Raw genomic sequence first — 16,135 nt, forward strand, 5'->3', positions numbered from 1 at the left:
CACCTGTCTCTTCTGAGTGTAACCGATGAAGGATAATGGATAACCAGCTCTGTTGTAAAGGCATTTTCTCCAGGGCCGGTTTGCGGCACCTGCGTATTAGCAAGATCAAACTTTTTCCCTTTGCCGCACCCTGGCAATTATGATAACATTTTTAATGCAATTTCATCAAAGTAACATCAGATCACGGGACCAGATACAATCCACCATGACGCTTCAACCAGCTTCCGGCCAGCACCAGACCACTGACAACGGCTCCGACAGCCGGCAAAATCTTGTGCCGCCCACGGACCGGAACCGGATTCGGGAACTTGAGAACCAGTTGACCGGACTTCTGGGCGAGAACGAACGGCTCCGGACCGCGCAGCAGGAGCTTCGAGCCGCCGCGGCAGCGGCAGACGCGGCCACCACGGCCAAAAGTGAACTTCTGGCCCATGCCAGCCACGAGATCCGCTCGCAGCTCCAGTTGATCTCCGGGGCCATCGATCTCTTCCGCCAGACCCGCCTCGACGAAACCCAGCGCCACTACCTGGACGGATTCCAGCACGCCAACGAACTCCTGCTCTGCCTCGTGAACGACATTCTGGACACGTCATGCCTGGAAGCGGGCCACTTACGCCTGGAGAGCCTTCCCTTCGACCTGGCCGGGCTTGTCGCGGCCACGGGAAACCAGCTTCTCTGGCAGGCGAGGCGCAAGGGGCTGGAGCTTTCGTGGCAGGTGTCGCCGGACGTTCCGCCGCGCCTCCTGGGCGACCCGGCGCGGGTCCAGCAGGTGATCGTCAATCTGGCCGGGAATGCGATAAAGTTCACCCCGGAGGGGGCGGTAACGATCCGCGTCGAGAGGATACCCGGCCCGCTGCCGGCTTCGTCGCCGGCAATGATACGCTTTGTCATCGAAGATACGGGCATCGGCATCCCGGTCGACAGGCTGGGCGGCATTTTCGAAAGCTATGACCAGGGACCCCCCGAGACCCCCAAGCGCTTCGGCGGAACCGGCCTCGGGCTTGCCATCGCCAAGGGGCTCATCGAGGCCATGGACGGCGACATCACCGTGGAAAGCTCCGAAGGCAGGGGGAGCCGCTTCATTGTGACGATCCCCTTCAGCCTCACCATTACCGGCGACCGGCAGGCATCCGCCGACGGCCAGGAAAAGGCGTCGGAATCCGCCCCCCCGCTGCGGGTGCTGGTGGTTGAAGATGCGGAGGACATCCGGCTGCTGATCGCCGCCTTCCTGCGCGGTGCCTCCCATCAGGTCCGCAGTGCCGTCAACGGCCAAGAGGCGCTGGACATGTTCATGGCCGAAGACTTCGACTTGGTGCTGATGGATATCCAGATGCCGGTGATGGACGGCTACACCGCCACCCGGGCCCTGCGGGAATGGGAACGGCAACGGGGGCGCACGCCGGTGCCGGTGGTGGCACTCACCGCATGCGCCGAAAAGAGCGATTCCCTGAAAACCATTGAAGCGGGATGCACGAGCCATCTCTCGAAACCGATCAGAAAGGACACCCTGCTGCGCACGGTGGCAGAACTGGCGCGGCAGTGACCGGGAGACGCCATGGCAGAACGAGCCTTAAAAACGTACCGGGTCAGGATAGACCCCGAGCTCATCGACATCGTGCCGGTGTTCATCGCCCACCGCTGGCAGGACGTGGCATCACTCCAGGATGCACTCGCGCATGAGGATTCGTCCCTCATCCGGAAGATAGCCCACAACCTCAAGGGGGCGGGAAGCTCGTTCGGTTTCGATGCCGTGAGCGCCATCGGCGAGCGGATGGAGCGGGCTGCGACCCAGGGTCGGTGGCCGGCGGTCGAGCGGTTCATCAACCTGCTCGCCCGCTACCTGGAGATGGTGGAACCGGTCTGCGAGTGACGGGGCATGGGGCCGGTTGTGCCGCCCGCTGTTTCGTGCTATACCATCTGCATTCTCCCTACGAAAAGGATCCGTACGCATGCTGACCGGCAAACAGAAACGACACCTCCGGGGCCTGGGACATTCCCTTGCTCCGGTCATCACCATCGGCAAAGGCGAGATCAGCGAGGCCCTTGTCAAAGAGACCGACGAGGCCCTTGAGCACCACGAGCTGATCAAGGTCAAGATCCTGGAAAGCTGCCTCCTGGACCGTCACGAAGCCGCCGAAGAACTGGCCTCGGCCTGCGGCGCCGAGGTGGCCCAGGTCCTCGGCCGAACCTTCCTGCTGTTCCGCAGGGCGCAGGAACCGAAACTGGAACTCCCCAAAGCGAAGTAAGGCCTGCGTCCCGCCATGCACGAAAAAGCCCGGAGCGATCCGGGCTTTTTTCATTGCCTGAAGGTCTGCCCGCTACCCGAGCCGCAACTCGGAACCCATCACCTGCCAGGCCGCGATCCCGCCGAACAGCCCGTAGCAGACCATGGCGAAAAGGACCAGACGGCGCTGAAGCGTGGGAAGCGACGATGCCAGGCTCGCCACCCGCCGGAAGGGCTGGAGCCCTCCCATGCCCACCCCCGCCACCCCACCGCCGAGCAGGGTCGCATAGAGGAGATAGCCCACATGCCCGTATTCGCGGTGCAGCATGCAGAAGGGGCAGTGGTGGGTGGGAAGGGCATAGATGTAGACCGGGATCGCCGAGAGCAATCCCACGACGCCGACGGCAAAGGTCGCGGCGGATAGCGCGGCAAACAGGTACCCCAGCCTTCCCTGCCACAGGTAGATCCCCCCGCAGATCAGGGTGAGCGTTATGACGCCCCCCAACGCGGCGAGCACCGGAGCATCCCCCAGGGTAGTCAGGGTCGGGACCATGCCGCCCGCCTCCCCGCCAAACAGGCTGCCGCAGCAGGACGTGATCACCCGGGGCTGTAGGGAGAGGAAATACCCCCCCTGCAATCCCGTCTCGATCAGCAGCAGCGGCGCTATCATCAGAAGCAGCGAATACTTGATCCGGATGAGGGGATAATCGTACCCCCGGTTGTCCGCATGATTGAGGATGAGCCAGACCCCGGCCAGCAGGAAGGTGGCTGTTTTCAGGATCAGGGTGGGATAGCCGAAGCGATTCAGGTTGAGGGTCCCTGCCGCGCACATGGCGCCGGGAAAGAGCGTGCTCAGGCTGTCGGCCACGTGAATGAAGAGAAACAGGGACAGGAGCTGGAACACGCAGCAGCAGGCCATGATTGTGGCAAGGAGGTACGTGCGGCGCTCGAACGAAAGCTGCCGCTCGCTGCCGCTGGCAAGGTCCCAGTGGCACAATATCTTCACGGCGAAGAACGCCGTCGCCACGAGCATGCCGCTGGTCAGGAGCGAACCGACGAACAGGGCGATAACGGCCGGGTGAAGGATCACGGGGCAGCCCCGTCGGCCAGCCGTCCGTCGCGGATGGGCACGATCCGGTCGACCAGTCCCGCGTCGATCACCAGCGGATCGTGGCTCGCCATGATGATGGTCTTTCCCTCCTCCTTGAGGCGGGTCATATGCTCCAGGAACTCGCCGGAGAGCTTCGTGTCCAGGTGCGCCGTGGGCTCGTCCGCGATGATCACGGGCGGATCGTTGATCAGGGCCCGGGCAATGGCGGCCCGCTGCATCTCCCCCCCTGAGAGGAGTTCCACCCGGGTGGCGGCCCTGCCGGCAAGGCCGTACACCTCCAGGGTGGCCATGGCCCTCGTCTTGAGCAGGCCATGGCGCTCTCCCATGGGATAGGCGGGGATCATGACGTTTTCCAGCAGGCTGATGCCGCGGATCAGGTGGAACTGCTGAAAGATGAACCCGAAGGTGCGGCGCCTGAGATCGCTCAGGAACCGCTCGGGCAGGCTGGTGATCTCGCGATCGGACAGGACGATCCGGCCGGTCGTGGGACGCGCCATCCCGCCAAGGATACTGAGCAGGGTGGTCTTGCCCGAGCCGCTGGGCCCTTTCAGGACCGTCACGCGGCGGGGAGCGATATCGACGGTAATGCCCTGGAGCGCCGCGTACTCGTTGGCTTTGCCGCTGTTGAAGATCTTGCTCACATCGTGCAGGGATATCACGCTACCCTCTCATGACCGAATCGGGATCCACGGTGGCCGCCCGCCATGCGGGAACGATGGTCGCCACGGTATAGGGGACCACCACCAGGAAGAAGAGCACTGCCAGTTGTCCGAAGTCGACGTGCGGAACGAGCCGGAACGACGGATAGAGCACCGACCACCCCTTGAGCACCGGCCCGAACAGGGCGGCCGAGGTAAAGAAGACGTGCCCGTAGGCCAGGGTTCCCCCCACGAGAAATGCCGTGAGCGAGATGATCGCCCCTTCGCCGAATTTCATCACCAGCACGTCGCCGGTGTCCCATCCCACGGCCTTGAGGATGCCGATCTCCTTTCGCTCCTCCGCGGACAGGCCGGTGGCCTTGTCCCAGGCGAAAATAAAAAAGGAGAGGAGCGCCCCGCAGAGAACGGCCAGCATGATCCCGCTGCGCCAGTTGAAGACCGCGTCATAGGTGCGCAGGATCTCGTCCCGGGAAATGGGGCGGGTATCGGGGAGGAGCTTCACGATCTTGCCGGCGATGGTGGGGACTTCCACGGGGTTGGCGACCTCCACCACCAGATCGGTTGCCATGCCCTGCGGCACACCGAAGAGCGAACGGAAATCGTCAGCCCCCATGAGCACCAGATCCGCCGAAACCATCTCTGTCGCGGCCGGCAGCACCTCGGCCACGGTAAAGGTTACCAGGGTCCCCCCGTGGTTGTAGAAGGGCATGATGTTGTCTTTCGCGGCCATGCTGCTGCGGGTCAGACCGTTCCCCACTGCCACGCTCCCCGTCTCCCAGGTGAACTGCTCCGGGGCCATCAGGGTATAGTTGGCGCCGAAGAGCGGATCGTAGTAGTACCCCCACAACCGCGCTCGCACCGAGCGGACCCCGCGGATATCTTTGATTTTCTCGCTGTAGTCGACCGGAATCAGGTCGTGCCGGCCCGCCATGATCCGCTGGACCACCAGCTCAGGGGCATCGGCCAGGACCGCCGTGGCCTCCCGGCGCAGGGCCTGGGTGTAGAGCATGAGCGAGGCCAGGAGGAACACCACCAGGGTGTAGACGAAGAGCAGGGCGCTGTTCTTGCCCTTGCGCCTCAGCAGTGAAGACAGGGTGAAATCGACGATGCTCCGGTATTTTTCAATGCCGGCCATAGGTCCTCACGTGGGGAGGCGGCGCCATGAGGGAGCCGGAGGGGAAGTGTTCAAATGACAGGGGATAATCCTGGAACGGGCTGTGGAGGTCGGCCATGGACGGATGCCGGGTGTAACGCGCATCGGTAAAGAGTGCCAGGTCGGTGAGGGAAAGGCGCTTCACCATGGCACGCTGCTCGGCGAGGCGGGAGTCCCTGCCGACGACGACAAAGGCGTGGACGGCAATGGCAATCAGTACCAGCAGCTCCGCTGCGACAAAAGCGATGAAGACCGTAGACTTGCGCACCGTCACGGCGGTCAGTCCAGGCCGGCGATGAGGGCGGCGTTCACGTCCCGGAACCGGACGATCCGTACCCCCCGGTGATCCTTCCTGAACTCCTCCGCATCGGCCGCGCGGGCGAAAGGAATCAGCTCGTGCCCCATGGGCCCGAGCACGTCGCTGCCGATCACGTAATGGGCGCTCATGCCGTCAATGGGGCTGAGTCCGTAATAATCGGTCACCAGGACTGAGGCGATCTGGCTGGCGGATTTAGCGGGGGCATATTTTTTCAGATTGAGATAATAGGTGAGCATGTCCTTGGCGCCGTCGAACACGGCGTAGGAACCGTCGCGGTAGGTGATCCGGGCCGCAAATGCGGGAAATTTAGCCACGAACATGCCGCAGACCGGACATTTGTCGCGGGGGGCGATCTTCAACTGCTCGGCTTTTCCCGCCCCTGCCGCCGTAGCCGCGCCGACAGCGAGCACCAGGGCAAGCAGCATCGTCAGAAAGGTATGCATGCCGGGACTCCTCAGGGAACTATTCAACCATAAAGAGTTACAGAGTTCAAGCGCCCCAGGACAAGCACACGGCGTTTTTGGCCCTGATGCCACTCGCACCGGACAGCGGAACAGGCATGCGTCATGTGCCATCTGCAATGTTTATCAATGCCGGCCATCTCTGCCCCACTGGAAACATAAAAAGGGGCCGCAATTGCGGCCCCTCGTCCGCCACCCGCGGCAGATGCCCGGGGCTCGGCAGAAAGCGGTTTCATGAAAGGCTAGTCGTCGTGCCCTCTCCCCCGGCCCTTGCCGCCGTGCTCCCTGTAACCATCCTTGCCCCCCCTGCGTTCATCTTTCCAGCGGTCATGGTCCTTCTTGCGCTCACGCTTCGACTCCTTGCCGGGACGGAAATGCTTGCCCCGGTAATGGTCGCGCTCCACCTCGTAGACGCGATACTCACCGTCACGGTAGTAGCGGATCCGATCCAGCTTGTGCTTGCGCAGGCCAGGAGGGAGATGCTTGTACTTGACGACGCCCCAGGGGCCGTTGTAGTGGTTTGACCGGTACCACACGTCACCGGACGAGAGATAGTAGCTCCCGGAGAAATAAAACAGATCATAGGGAACCCCCACGGCCACGTAAAACCCCAGGGAGCGGGGGGCAAGAAAGACGGGCGGCTCGACGATCGCCACAGGCGGGCCGGGAACGACCACCGGCGGCGGAGCCGGCACCACCACCTGGGGCCGGTTGCCGACATTGATGTTGACGTCGAAACCGACATCGGACGCGGCAAAGCAGGGTACGGCCGTCAGGGCCAGGGATAACACGAGGACTGCTCTTTTCATGACGATCTCCTTTCGGAACAGAGGGGTCTTGCCGTCCCGGACGGCAGCAAGCGGGCACAAAAAAACGGGATGGAAACATCGTATCGATATTTCGGCATCCCGGCTGTCTCGGTGAGACCCGTGGGCTTTCCGTCCCACCCTCGCGGGTGGTTTAGTCTTATCGTCTATCGAGCTGCGTTTTCTTCATTCTATGCACCAGAACACGCGTCGCGTCAAGCGCCGTGTCCCCGCAGCACCCGCAAAGCCGGTTCAAACGCGCTCGTAGGGCTCGAACAGGCGCTTGAACTCGTCAAGGGCGAAACGGTCGGTCATGCCGGCGATGTAGTCGCAGACCACGCGCTCGCGCCCCAGCGTGTCCATCTTCTGCTGGTACTTGCGGGGGAGCAGCGTCGGATGCTTCACATAACTCTCGAACAACTGCGTCAAATAGCGCTCCGCCTTGACCCTCATCCGCTCCACCTTGTGGTGCCGGTACAGGTTCGTGAACAGGAACCGCTTCAAGGCACGATTCCGCTCCTCCATGGCGGACGAAAAGGCCACCAGGGGACGGTTGACCCCCCTCACGTCCTCAAGGGTCATTATGCCGTAAGAGCGCAGATTCGCCTCGGTGGCGGTGATCAGGTCCCGAATGAGAAGGCCGATGAGCGCGCTTATGGTCTGGAACTTCTTCCGCTCCCGGTCCAGGCCGGGATGGGCGGCATCGATTTTCTCCCAGACCTCCCGCCAGAGGTCAATCCCGTTGAGTTGTTCGATCGTGATGTAACCCGACTTGAGACCGTCGTCGATATCGTGGTTGTTGTAGGCTATTTCATCGGCAAAGTTGATGATCTGCGCCTCGATGGTCGGCACCACGCCGGGCAGGAACCCCTCAATCAGGCCGGCCGGCCGGTCGTAGGGCGATGAATGCTTGATGATCCCTTCCAGCACTTCCCAGGAAAGATTGAGCCCGTTGAAGCCGGGATACCGCTCCTCCAACTGGTCCACCACCCGGAACGACTGGAGATTGTGCTCGAAACCGCCGAAGCCCTCCATCAGGCGGTTCAGCACCTCCTCGCCCGTGTGGCCGAAGGGGGTGTGCCCCAGATCGTGGGAAAGGGCCAGGGCCTCGGTCAGCTCCTCGTTCAGGGCGAGCCGGCGGGCAATGGCCTTGCCGATCTGGGCCACCTCCAGGGAGTGGGTCAACCGGGTGCGGTAGTAGTCCCCCTCATGGTTCACGAAGACCTGGGTCTTGTACTCCAGCCTCCTGAACGCCGCACAGTGGATGATCCTGTCCCGGTCCCGCTCGAAAGCGGGGCGGTCGTCCCTGAACTCTTCCGGGTGCATCCGCCCCCGCGAACGGCAACTGCGAGCCGCGTAACCGGCAAGATCCGTCCGCTCCAGGGACCTCATCCCCTCTTCCTCGGCCATAAGGACACCTCCCCTTTGAACGAAAAAACTCTAATGGGACGTCCCGGGGGTGTCAACAACAAAAACATCCCTTGACTAGACATTACGCATCATGTTAAATTTTTAAGCCTTTTTTAAGATTCTACCTGGGTATGCACAAGCCGTTAACCGGATAGGTATGAATACTTCTCTTCTTGACCACGTGCCGGATCATATCCGGAAAAAACTCGGCAACCGGTCGTCCGTATGCTTGCTCAACGGCCGCGATGTTTTCAGGGCACTGAGGAATGAACACACGATCCTCATGGCCTGTAACGCCCGCATCAAACATGTGATCCCCGGCATCATGCAGGCTGCGGAAGAGCTGGATGCCGTGGTCGCCTTCGAGCTCACCCGCACCGAGGGTGGCGTCGACGGCGGCTACACGGGCCAGACGCCGGCGGTTTTCTTCGAAACCGTGGTGGATTATGCCGAACGGTGCGGATTCACCAAGCCCTTCATCATCCACGGCGACCACATCACCGTCCAGAACACCAGACCACAGGAGCTGGAAGAGGCCCGTGCCCTCATGGCCGCCCAACTGGAGGCGGGCTACACCTCCTTTGCCGTTGATGCCTCGTTCAACCCCCTGCCGGACAACATCCGTATCACCGTCGACCTGTGCCGTGCCGTCATGGAGCGAGGGTACGGCCTGGAAGTGGAGCTGGGCGAGGTGCCCCCCGTCGGCACCGAGTCGAATCTGGCCACCGCGGCCGAAACGGCGGAATTCCTTTCCGCCCTGGCGGAACAGGGCGTCCACCCCCAGCTCCTCGCCATCGCCAACGGATCCAAGCGGGGGAACTACCTGGACGGCCAGATGGTACGGATTGACCTCAAGCGAACCAGCGAAATCCACCAGACGGCCCTGCGCTTTGGCCTGGACGGCTTGGTGCAGCACGGCATCACCGGCACCCCCCTCAAGCTCGTGGGAAAGCTGGCCGACTACGGCATCAGAAAAGGAAATATCGGCACCCTCTGGCAGAACGTGGCCCATGCCGGGCTTCCCCTGGACCTGATGGACGCCATGCGGCGCTGGGCCAAGGAAAACGGTCGGGACATCAAGTTCGCGACCCGGGTCTTTAAGGCCGACATCGACGCCATCCCCGAGGCCAACGCCCGGCTCATCCACGACATGGCCTACCGGGAGGCCAAGGAATTCCTGCTGGCCTTCCACGCCAGGGGTAGCGCCTCGCGCATCGCCCCCCTCATCGGACAGGACCGGTGCGGGTCGTAGGCGGAAGCGCCCGGGGCCGCCGCCTGGCCGCACCCCGCGGCAACCGGGTGCGCCCCACGGCCGACCGGATCAAGGAGGCTCTCTTCAACATTCTTCATTCAGGGATGGAGGGATTCGAAGGGGCACGCGTCCTGGACCTGTTCGCCGGGACCGGGAACCTGGGAATCGAAGCATTGAGCCGCGGTTGCAGCGAGGCGGTGTTCGTGGACAGCCACCGGGAATCGGTGGCCGTGATCCGGCGCAACCTGGATGAACTCGGCTTTGGCGACCGGGCCCGCATCATCGCCAGGGATGCCCTGGCCGCCATTGATTCCCTTGAGCGGGAAGGAGCCCCCTTCCGGCTCGTGGTGCTCGACCCGCCCTACCGGCTCGGCTTGGCTGACAAGGTCCTGGGGCGCCTGGCAGGGTCGCCCCTGATCGCAGAAGAAACGATCATTGTCGTCGAATCCGCCGTGGACGAGGTATTGCCCGATCTCATGGAACCGCTCCACCTGGTTGACCGGCGGATCTACGGCGATACCGCCCTCTCATTCTTCCGGAAAAGGAACTGAACGCCCATGCCGACCAAGATTGCCGTCTACCCCGGCTCATTCGACCCGATCACCTACGGCCACCTGGACATCATCGACCGCGCACTCAGGATATTCGACCAGGTCATCGTTGCGGTGGCCCGCAACTCGGCCAAATCGGCCCTGTTCACCACCGACGAGCGGGTCGACATGATCCAGCGGGTGCTGGCCGACAACGTCAGGGCCAGGGTTGACACTTTCGACGGCCTTCTGATAGATTACGTCCTCTCCCAGAAGGCAACGGTCATCATCCGGGGCCTGCGGGCCATATCCGACTTCGAGTACGAGTTCCAGATCGCCCAGATGAACCGGAGCATCTCCCAGGACGTGGAGACCCTCTTCATGATGACCTCGGTTCCCTACGGCTATCTTTCCTCCTCCATCGTGAAGGAGGTGAGCTCCCTGAACGGCCCCATCGACGGCTTGGTGCCGCCGCTGGTCCGCCAGGCGCTCAGGGACAAATTCGCCAGACCAGATCGTTAGTGTCCCATTCGGACATTTCCATCACCCCCAAGGAGGGTACAATGAAACTTGCAGACCGCGTCAACAAGATCCAGCCTTCCCCCACCCTGTCCATCGATGCCAAGGCAAAGGCACTGAAGGCTCAGGGCATCGACGTTGTCGGCTTCGGTGCCGGCGAGCCCGATTTCGACACCCCGGCCAACATCAAGGAAGCCGGCAAGAAAGCCATCGACGCAGGTTTCACCAAATACATGCCGGTGGGCGGCGCCGATGATCTGAAAGATGCCATCATCGCCAAAATGAAGCGCGATCACGGGCTGGAGTACACCCGCGACGAGATTTCCGTCGCCTGCGGCGCCAAGCACACCCTCTACAACATCTCCCAGGCCATGATCCAGGAGGGAGACGAAGTCATCATCCCTGGTCCCTACTGGGTCTCCTACCCGGACCAGATCGTGCTGGCCGGCGGCACGCCGGTATTCATCATGACCGACGAATCCACCGGGTTCAAGATCACGGCCGAGCAGCTGGAAAAAGCCATCACCTCCCGTACCGTCTACGTCATCCTCAACTCCCCCTGCAACCCGACCGGCTCCACCTACACCAAGGATGAGCTGAAGGCGCTGGCCGCGGTGCTGCTCAAGCACCCCCACGTCTATGTGGTTTCCGACGACATCTACGAGAAACTTCTCTATGACGGGCTCGAGTTCTGCAACATCCCCATGGTCTGCCCGGAGCTCAAGGACCGTACCATCATCGTAAACGGCGTCTCCAAGGCCTACTCCATGACCGGCTGGCGGATCGGCTACGCCTGCGGGCCCAAGGCGCTCATGGCCGCCATGACCAAGATGCAGTCCCAGTCCACCTCCAATGCCACCTCCATCGCCCAGAAGGCCTCCGTGGAGGCACTGAACGGACCCCAGGACGCCGTGGCCGAGATGGTCAAGGAATTCGAAAAACGCCGCACCTACATCGTCGACCGGCTGAATGCCATTCCGGGGGTCACCTGCTTCAAGTCCACCGGCGCCTTCTACGCCTTCCCCAACTTCTCCGGCGTGTACGGCAAGACCACCCCGGCCGGCAAGAAGATCGAGAACTCTTCCGACTTTGCCGCTTATCTGCTGGAAGACGCCAAAGTGGCGTTGGTCCCCGGCGTCGCATTCGGGGACGACCGCTATGCCCGCCTCTCCTACGCCACGAGCCTGGAAACCATCAAGAAGGGACTCGATCGGATCGAGGAAGCGATCGGCAACCTCAAGTAAGGAGCCGCACCGGTGTTGCGTTGTCGCGCAACCCTGCTATTGTTTGGAAAAAGGCGAGGATGACGGTGCCATCCTCGCCTTTTATATTGCACGAACGGGCAGCGGGCTAAAGAGAATCCCCCCGGTGCCGATGAGTACCGGGAGGACAGGTGACAAGGGAGGCGCGATGATTACCAAAGACATGATCATTGGCGACATCATCAGGAAACATCCCCGGACGCTTACGGTGTTCGTCAAGTACGGACTCGACTGCAATGAATGCCAGATTGCCGACTACGAGGAACTGGAGCACGGGGCGGGTGTGCACAAGGTCAATATCGAGCAACTGCTCAGGGAGTTGAACGAGCGCATCGGCTCCGGCACGGAATGAGCGACGAACTATTCAACTACTATAAATACTTCGACCTCGCCCAGCGGATCGAGGTACGTTTTCCCCGAGCCCAGAACGTCTCGTTCAGGGAATGGGGCGTCGTAACCCTTTTTGATGGGGACCTGCTGGAACTGCAGCTCTCCCGGGACAGCCTGCCCGAGAACGTAAGCGCCCGCACCGGCACCATCCTCGATCTCAGGCTCGGCAAGGGAGGGTATGGCTACTGCTGCCGCGCCATCATCGTCGAAGAGCACGGTGATGCCCGGCTGACCGTCCGGCTCATCGGCGAAGTCATTCCCGACGAATTGCGGGAATACTATCGGATCGATGCCTATATTCCGCTCCGCTACTCCGTCCCCCGCGGCCTTTCCGACCATGAAATCCGACAGCGATGGCGGGCACGCCGGTACCCCCCCCCAACGGCGGTGGAATCGCCGGGCACCTCTCCCCCTGCCCCTCCCCAGGAACCGTTACGGGAGAATGAGTTGGATCAACCGCCCCCCCTGGCGGCAAACATCAGCGGATCAGGCATCAGGATCAGGATCCCCGAGGAACTCCCCGTGGATACGCTGGTGGATATGGAGTTGTTCATCTCCCAGGACAAGCTTCGCGTAGTGCCGGTCGTCTGCCAGGTAGTCCATGTGGCAGCGCTGCGGCACAAGGCAGGGGAGCCCCCCCTGTTCAGCACAGCGCTCCGCTTTCTCTGTATCGACGAACGGGACCGGGACATGGTGGTGGGGTTCGTTTCGGCTGCCCAGTTGGAGCATCTGCGCATCATGCGCGGAGGGAACGTGAGCGTCACCGACCTGGAGTACGCCGAATACTCGCGCCACAGGCGCGTCCGCCGTATCATCGTGGGCATCATCGTCGTCACGCTCATCATCGTTGCCGTTGTTGTCCTGATCATCTCGCGCATCAACGGCAGAAAAGGCGAGATTGAGCAGACATACGAGCGGGAAATCAAAAAATACCGCCACATCGTTCCCTGGCGCTAACGCGCCGTCCGCACCGACATGGGTGACGACGACACCGGTACGCACCAGGCATGCCACCGACTCACCTGATTACTTTTTCTACACCATCACCCCCTCTTCCTGAACACCCTCCAACCACCCATGCGCCAACCGGCTTCAAACGGCAGTTCCACCCAGAACAAACAACAATAATTTCAAGCACATACCCACAACAACACACCTCCAGCCCACCAACACCAAAATAGGCACACTCTTTGCTTTAAATCAAAACATCATCAACGTGTGTACTCTAAAACGCATGCGACCCGAAGCCAGGAGGTCCCAAGGTGCTCTATAAATCCGTAACCGAGTCGTTCAACGAGTTCATTGTCGACCGTAGCGACGCAAAATGCATCCGCTGCAAGGTCTGTATCCGCCAGTGCGCCTACGAGGTCCATTCTTACGCCGAGGCCATCGACACCCTCACCGAGGATCACACGCTCTGCATCGGATGCCGTCGCTGTTCGGCCCTCTGTCCCACTGGCGCCATCACGATCCGCTCCAATGAAGAGGTCTTCAAGCGGAACGAGTCCTGGTCCAACGGCCACATCCGCAACCTTTACGCTCAGGCCGACACCGGCGGCATCCTCCTGGCCGCCATGGGCAACCCCGCCAAGTATCCCATTTACTGGGACCACCTGCTGCTGGACGCCTCTCAGGTCACCAACCCGTCCATCGACCCTCTCAGGGAACCCATGGAACTGCGGACCTACCTGGGCAAAAAGCCCCACTCCATTGAGATCGTCCGCGATGAGCAGACCGGCAAGCCGAAGCTCGCCACGAAGCTGACGCCACAGATCCGGATGGAATACCCCTTCATCTTCTCGGCCATGAGCTACGGCGCCTTGAACCTTAACGCCCACAGGGCCATGGCCATGGCTGCCAGCGAGTTGGGCACCCTCTACAACACCGGCGAGGGGGGGCTTCACAAAGACCTCTACCGGTACGGCGCCAATGTCATGGTCCAGGTGGCCTCGGGCCGCTTCGGCGTAAGCGAGCAGTATCTCAACGCCGGTGTCGCCATCGAGATCAAGGTTGGCCAGGGCGCCAAGCCGGGCATCGGCGGCCATTTGCCCGGGGAGAAGGTCAACGACCAGATTTCCGAGACCCGGATGATCCCGGTGGGTTCCGACGCCATCTCGCCGGCGCCCCACCACGACATCTACTCCATTGAGGATCTCCGCCAGCTCATCTTCGCCCTCAAGGAGGCGACCAACTACGAGAAACCGGTGTCGGTCAAGATCGCAGCGGTCCACCACGTGGCGGCCATTGCCTCCGGCGTTGCCCGGGCCGGTGCCGACATCATCACCATTGACGGCTTCAGGGGGGGGACCGGCGCGGCTCCCCAGGTCATCCGCGACAACGTGGGACTTCCCATGGAACTGGCCCTGGCATCGGTGGACGCCCGGCTGCGCGACGAAGGAATCCGCAACCAGGTCGCCATCGTGGTGGGGGGCGGGGTCCGTTCCTCCGGCGACGCCATCAAGGCCATCGCCCTGGGTGCCGACGCCATCAACCTGGGCACCTCGACCCTGCTGGCCCTGGGCTGCACCCTGTGCCAGCGCTGCTACACCGGCAAGTGCCCCTGGGGCATCACCACCAACAACCCCTACCTGGCCAAGCGGCTCAATCCGGAACTGGGAGCCGAGCGGTTGGTGAACCTGGTCCACGCCTGGGGCCACGAAATGAAGGAAATCCTCGGCGGCATGGGCCTTAATGCCCTGGAATCCCTCCGTGGCAACCGCTACAAGCTGCGGGCCGTGGGCCTGAGCGAAAAAGACATGAACATTCTCGGCGTCATGCCGGCTGGAGAATAGCCCCATGAAACGTATCTACATGATTGAAGACGCCTGCATCGGCTGTCATCTGTGTGAAGTCGGCTGCATCACCGAGCATTCGCTTTCCAAGGATCCCGTGCGGGCCTACCTGCACGAGCCCGAGCGCCCCATTGCCCGCTGCACCGTGGAGGAGATCGACGGCGGCATCGTCTCCTTCTCCACCACCTGCCGTCACTGTGACGAGCCCGACTGCCTGCGGGCCTGCATCTCCGGTGCAATCCAGAAGAACGACAAAGGTGTGGTCCGGATCGACACGGAGCAGTGCGTGGGCTGCTGGTCCTGCGTCATGGCCTGCCCCTACGGGGCGATCCAGCGGAACCTGAAGAAAAAGAAAGCAAACAAGTGCGACCTCTGCCCGGACCGCATGTCTCCGGCCTGCGTCGACGCCTGCCCCAATCGGGCGCTTGTCTTCAAGGAGGGGAGCCAGAAATGAACTACGTGATCATCGGCAACTCGGTGGCTGCCGTAGGAGCCATCCGGGGCATCAGGAGCATCGATCAGCAGGGGACCATCACCGTTATCTCCCGCGAGCGCCACAACGCCTATGGCCGCCCCCTCATCTCCTACCTCCTGGGAGGACTCGTTACGGAAAAGCGGATGGCATATCTCCCCGAGGACTTCTACGAGAAGAACCGCGTCAACCTGCTCCTCAACTCGGAAGTGACGGGCATCGACACCGCCGCTCGTCAGGTGCGGATCGCCGGCGGGGACACCATCGGCTATGACCGTCTTCTGGTCGCCACGGGAGGCGACCCCTTCATCCCTCCCATCGAAGGGATGGCCGACAAGGACCGGATCTTCACCTTCACCACCTGGGACGACGCGGCCAAGCTCAAGGGAATAGCTTCCGACATCGGCCGTGTGGTGGTCATCGGTGGCGGACTCATCGGCCTCAAGGCCGCCGAAGGGCTCCACCTGCTCGGCAAGCAGATCACCATCGTGGAACTGGCCGACCGGATTCTCTCTGCCGCGTTCGACCGCCCTGCAGGACGCGTGGTAGCCAAGAAGATGAAGGCCAACGGCATCGACGTCATCACTGAAGATACAGTCGTCCGGATCGAGGGGGACGGGGCCGAGATTGCCGGCGTAACGCTCCGCTCCGGCGATTTCATCCCTTGCGATACGATTATCGTGGCCATCGGGGTGCGCCCCGCCTGCGGCTTCCTCAAGGGAAGCGGGGTTGAGGTGAACCGCGGCATCGTGGTCGACGACCGGATGGAGACTTC

19 protein-coding genes and 1 riboswitch are annotated in these 16,135 nt (G+C 62.1%); of the genes, 12 read left to right on the top strand and 7 right to left on the bottom strand.

From position 1 onward, the window contains the following. Nucleotides 1–205: 205 nt before the first annotated feature. The 3 genes from AC6CDK_RS09875 to yhbY all read left to right on the top strand — a co-directional run bounded on the left by AC6CDK_RS09875 (nt 206) and on the right by yhbY (nt 2,246). Nucleotides 206–1,543, top strand: coding sequence for an ATP-binding protein (locus AC6CDK_RS09875; RefSeq protein ID WP_192905548.1), 1,338 nt, complete (start codon nt 206–208; stop codon nt 1,541–1,543). A 12-nt stretch (nt 1,544–1,555) separates the two neighbouring features. After that, the gene (locus AC6CDK_RS09880) at nt 1,556–1,870 is read left to right on the top strand and encodes an Hpt domain-containing protein (protein WP_066357628.1); all 315 of its coding nucleotides are present in this window, start codon (nt 1,556–1,558) and stop codon (nt 1,868–1,870) included. A 79-nt stretch (nt 1,871–1,949) separates the two neighbouring features. Continuing rightward, nucleotides 1,950–2,246, top strand: a complete 297-nt coding sequence (yhbY, locus tag AC6CDK_RS09885) for a ribosome assembly RNA-binding protein YhbY (protein WP_010941918.1) — start codon at nt 1,950–1,952, stop codon at nt 2,244–2,246. A gap of 72 nt (nt 2,247–2,318) precedes the next feature. Here the strand turns inward: yhbY and AC6CDK_RS09890 are convergent, their stop codons facing one another. The 7 genes from AC6CDK_RS09890 to AC6CDK_RS09920 form a co-directional block, all read right to left on the bottom strand. Continuing rightward, the gene (locus AC6CDK_RS09890; protein WP_039645532.1) at nt 2,319–3,314 is read right to left on the bottom strand and encodes a hypothetical protein; all 996 of its coding nucleotides are present in this window, start codon (nt 3,312–3,314) and stop codon (nt 2,319–2,321) included. Beyond that, nucleotides 3,311–3,994: an ABC transporter ATP-binding protein gene (locus tag AC6CDK_RS09895; RefSeq protein ID WP_039645534.1), complete on the bottom strand. Its 684-nt coding sequence runs from the start codon at nt 3,992–3,994 to the stop codon at nt 3,311–3,313. Before AC6CDK_RS09895 ends, AC6CDK_RS09890 begins: the two co-directional genes overlap by 4 nt. Nucleotide 3,995: 1 nt before the next feature. Further along, a complete protein-coding gene (locus AC6CDK_RS09900) occupies nt 3,996–5,129 on the bottom strand; it encodes an ABC transporter permease (protein ID WP_192905549.1) in 1,134 nt (377 codons plus the stop codon). Beyond that, nucleotides 5,116–5,421 carry a hypothetical protein gene (locus AC6CDK_RS09905; RefSeq protein ID WP_039645539.1) on the bottom strand — a complete coding sequence of 102 codons (306 nt, stop codon included), beginning with the start codon at nt 5,419–5,421 and terminating at the stop codon, nt 5,116–5,118. Before AC6CDK_RS09905 ends, AC6CDK_RS09900 begins: the two co-directional genes overlap by 14 nt. 5 nt (nt 5,422–5,426) lie before the next feature. Next, nucleotides 5,427–5,909 (bottom strand): nitrous oxide reductase accessory protein NosL, encoded by a 483-nt coding sequence (locus AC6CDK_RS09910; protein ID WP_039645541.1) that lies wholly within the window; start codon nt 5,907–5,909, stop codon nt 5,427–5,429. Nucleotides 5,910–6,169: 260 nt separating this feature from the next. Then, complete coding sequence (locus AC6CDK_RS09915) at nt 6,170–6,736, bottom strand: hypothetical protein (RefSeq protein WP_039645543.1); 567 nt, start codon at nt 6,734–6,736, stop codon at nt 6,170–6,172. 90 nt (nt 6,737–6,826) lie between these two features. After that, a riboswitch (cyclic di-GMP riboswitch) is annotated at nt 6,827–6,902 on the bottom strand. An 83-nt stretch (nt 6,903–6,985) separates the two neighbouring features. Beyond that, complete coding sequence (locus AC6CDK_RS09920) at nt 6,986–8,143, bottom strand: deoxyguanosinetriphosphate triphosphohydrolase (RefSeq protein WP_039645544.1); 1,158 nt, start codon at nt 8,141–8,143, stop codon at nt 6,986–6,988. A 157-nt stretch (nt 8,144–8,300) separates the two neighbouring features. Between AC6CDK_RS09920 and AC6CDK_RS09925 the strand changes: the two genes are divergently transcribed. From AC6CDK_RS09925 to AC6CDK_RS09965, 9 genes are all read left to right on the top strand, one after another. Beyond that, nucleotides 8,301–9,395, top strand: coding sequence for a class II fructose-bisphosphate aldolase (locus tag AC6CDK_RS09925; protein ID WP_192905550.1), 1,095 nt, complete (start codon nt 8,301–8,303; stop codon nt 9,393–9,395). Next, on the top strand, nt 9,383–9,946 hold the full coding sequence (gene rsmD / locus AC6CDK_RS09930; protein WP_039645548.1) for a 16S rRNA (guanine(966)-N(2))-methyltransferase RsmD: 564 nt from the start codon (nt 9,383–9,385) through the stop codon (nt 9,944–9,946). Before AC6CDK_RS09925 ends, rsmD begins: the two co-directional genes overlap by 13 nt. A 6-nt stretch (nt 9,947–9,952) precedes the next feature. Continuing rightward, entirely contained in the window at nt 9,953–10,447 is a 495-nt protein-coding gene (coaD, locus tag AC6CDK_RS09935) for a pantetheine-phosphate adenylyltransferase (RefSeq protein WP_039645550.1), read from the top strand. Between the two features lie 41 nt (nt 10,448–10,488). After that, entirely contained in the window at nt 10,489–11,688 is a 1,200-nt protein-coding gene (locus tag AC6CDK_RS09940) for a pyridoxal phosphate-dependent aminotransferase (RefSeq protein ID WP_066357633.1), read from the top strand. Between the two features lie 166 nt (nt 11,689–11,854). Further along, nucleotides 11,855–12,058, top strand: a complete 204-nt coding sequence (locus AC6CDK_RS09945; protein ID WP_039645553.1) for a DUF1858 domain-containing protein — start codon at nt 11,855–11,857, stop codon at nt 12,056–12,058. Beyond that, nucleotides 12,055–13,053: a PilZ-like domain-containing protein gene (locus AC6CDK_RS09950; protein ID WP_039645555.1), complete on the top strand. Its 999-nt coding sequence runs from the start codon at nt 12,055–12,057 to the stop codon at nt 13,051–13,053. The genes AC6CDK_RS09945 and AC6CDK_RS09950 overlap by 4 nt, the downstream gene beginning before the upstream one ends. 305 nt (nt 13,054–13,358) lie before the next feature. Beyond that, on the top strand, nt 13,359–14,888 hold the full coding sequence (locus tag AC6CDK_RS09955; RefSeq protein WP_039645557.1) for a glutamate synthase-related protein: 1,530 nt from the start codon (nt 13,359–13,361) through the stop codon (nt 14,886–14,888). A 4-nt stretch (nt 14,889–14,892) separates the two neighbouring features. Continuing rightward, on the top strand, nt 14,893–15,342 hold the full coding sequence (locus AC6CDK_RS09960; RefSeq protein ID WP_039645559.1) for a 4Fe-4S dicluster domain-containing protein: 450 nt from the start codon (nt 14,893–14,895) through the stop codon (nt 15,340–15,342). Further along, on the top strand, nt 15,339–16,135 hold a 797-nt coding region (locus tag AC6CDK_RS09965; protein ID WP_496639817.1), incomplete at its 3' end, for an NAD(P)/FAD-dependent oxidoreductase. The genes AC6CDK_RS09960 and AC6CDK_RS09965, both read left to right, overlap by 4 nt.

The sequence above is a fragment of the Geobacter sp. PheSNFMC genome (assembly GCF_059620965.1).

What these genes read in the sequence shown, in the direction of transcription:
- AC6CDK_RS09875 (WP_192905548.1), top strand. Translation starts at nt 206, where the DNA reads ATGACGCTTCAACCAGCTTCCGGCCAGCACCAGACCACTGACAACGGC.
- AC6CDK_RS09880 (WP_066357628.1), top strand. Translation starts at nt 1,556, where the DNA reads ATGGCAGAACGAGCCTTAAAAACGTACCGGGTCAGGATAGACCCCGAG.
- yhbY (WP_010941918.1), top strand. Translation starts at nt 1,950, where the DNA reads ATGCTGACCGGCAAACAGAAACGACACCTCCGGGGCCTGGGACATTCC.
- AC6CDK_RS09900 (WP_192905549.1), bottom strand. Translation starts at nt 5,129, where the DNA reads ATGGCCGGCATTGAAAAATACCGGAGCATCGTCGATTTCACCCTGTCT.
- AC6CDK_RS09910 (WP_039645541.1), bottom strand. Translation starts at nt 5,909, where the DNA reads ATGCATACCTTTCTGACGATGCTGCTTGCCCTGGTGCTCGCTGTCGGC.
- AC6CDK_RS09915 (WP_039645543.1), bottom strand. Translation starts at nt 6,736, where the DNA reads ATGAAAAGAGCAGTCCTCGTGTTATCCCTGGCCCTGACGGCCGTACCC.
- AC6CDK_RS09920 (WP_039645544.1), bottom strand. Translation starts at nt 8,143, where the DNA reads ATGGCCGAGGAAGAGGGGATGAGGTCCCTGGAGCGGACGGATCTTGCC.
- AC6CDK_RS09925 (WP_192905550.1), top strand. Translation starts at nt 8,301, where the DNA reads ATGAATACTTCTCTTCTTGACCACGTGCCGGATCATATCCGGAAAAAA.
- coaD (WP_039645550.1), top strand. Translation starts at nt 9,953, where the DNA reads ATGCCGACCAAGATTGCCGTCTACCCCGGCTCATTCGACCCGATCACC.
- AC6CDK_RS09940 (WP_066357633.1), top strand. Translation starts at nt 10,489, where the DNA reads ATGAAACTTGCAGACCGCGTCAACAAGATCCAGCCTTCCCCCACCCTG.
- AC6CDK_RS09945 (WP_039645553.1), top strand. Translation starts at nt 11,855, where the DNA reads ATGATTACCAAAGACATGATCATTGGCGACATCATCAGGAAACATCCC.
- AC6CDK_RS09950 (WP_039645555.1), top strand. Translation starts at nt 12,055, where the DNA reads ATGAGCGACGAACTATTCAACTACTATAAATACTTCGACCTCGCCCAG.
- AC6CDK_RS09960 (WP_039645559.1), top strand. Translation starts at nt 14,893, where the DNA reads ATGAAACGTATCTACATGATTGAAGACGCCTGCATCGGCTGTCATCTG.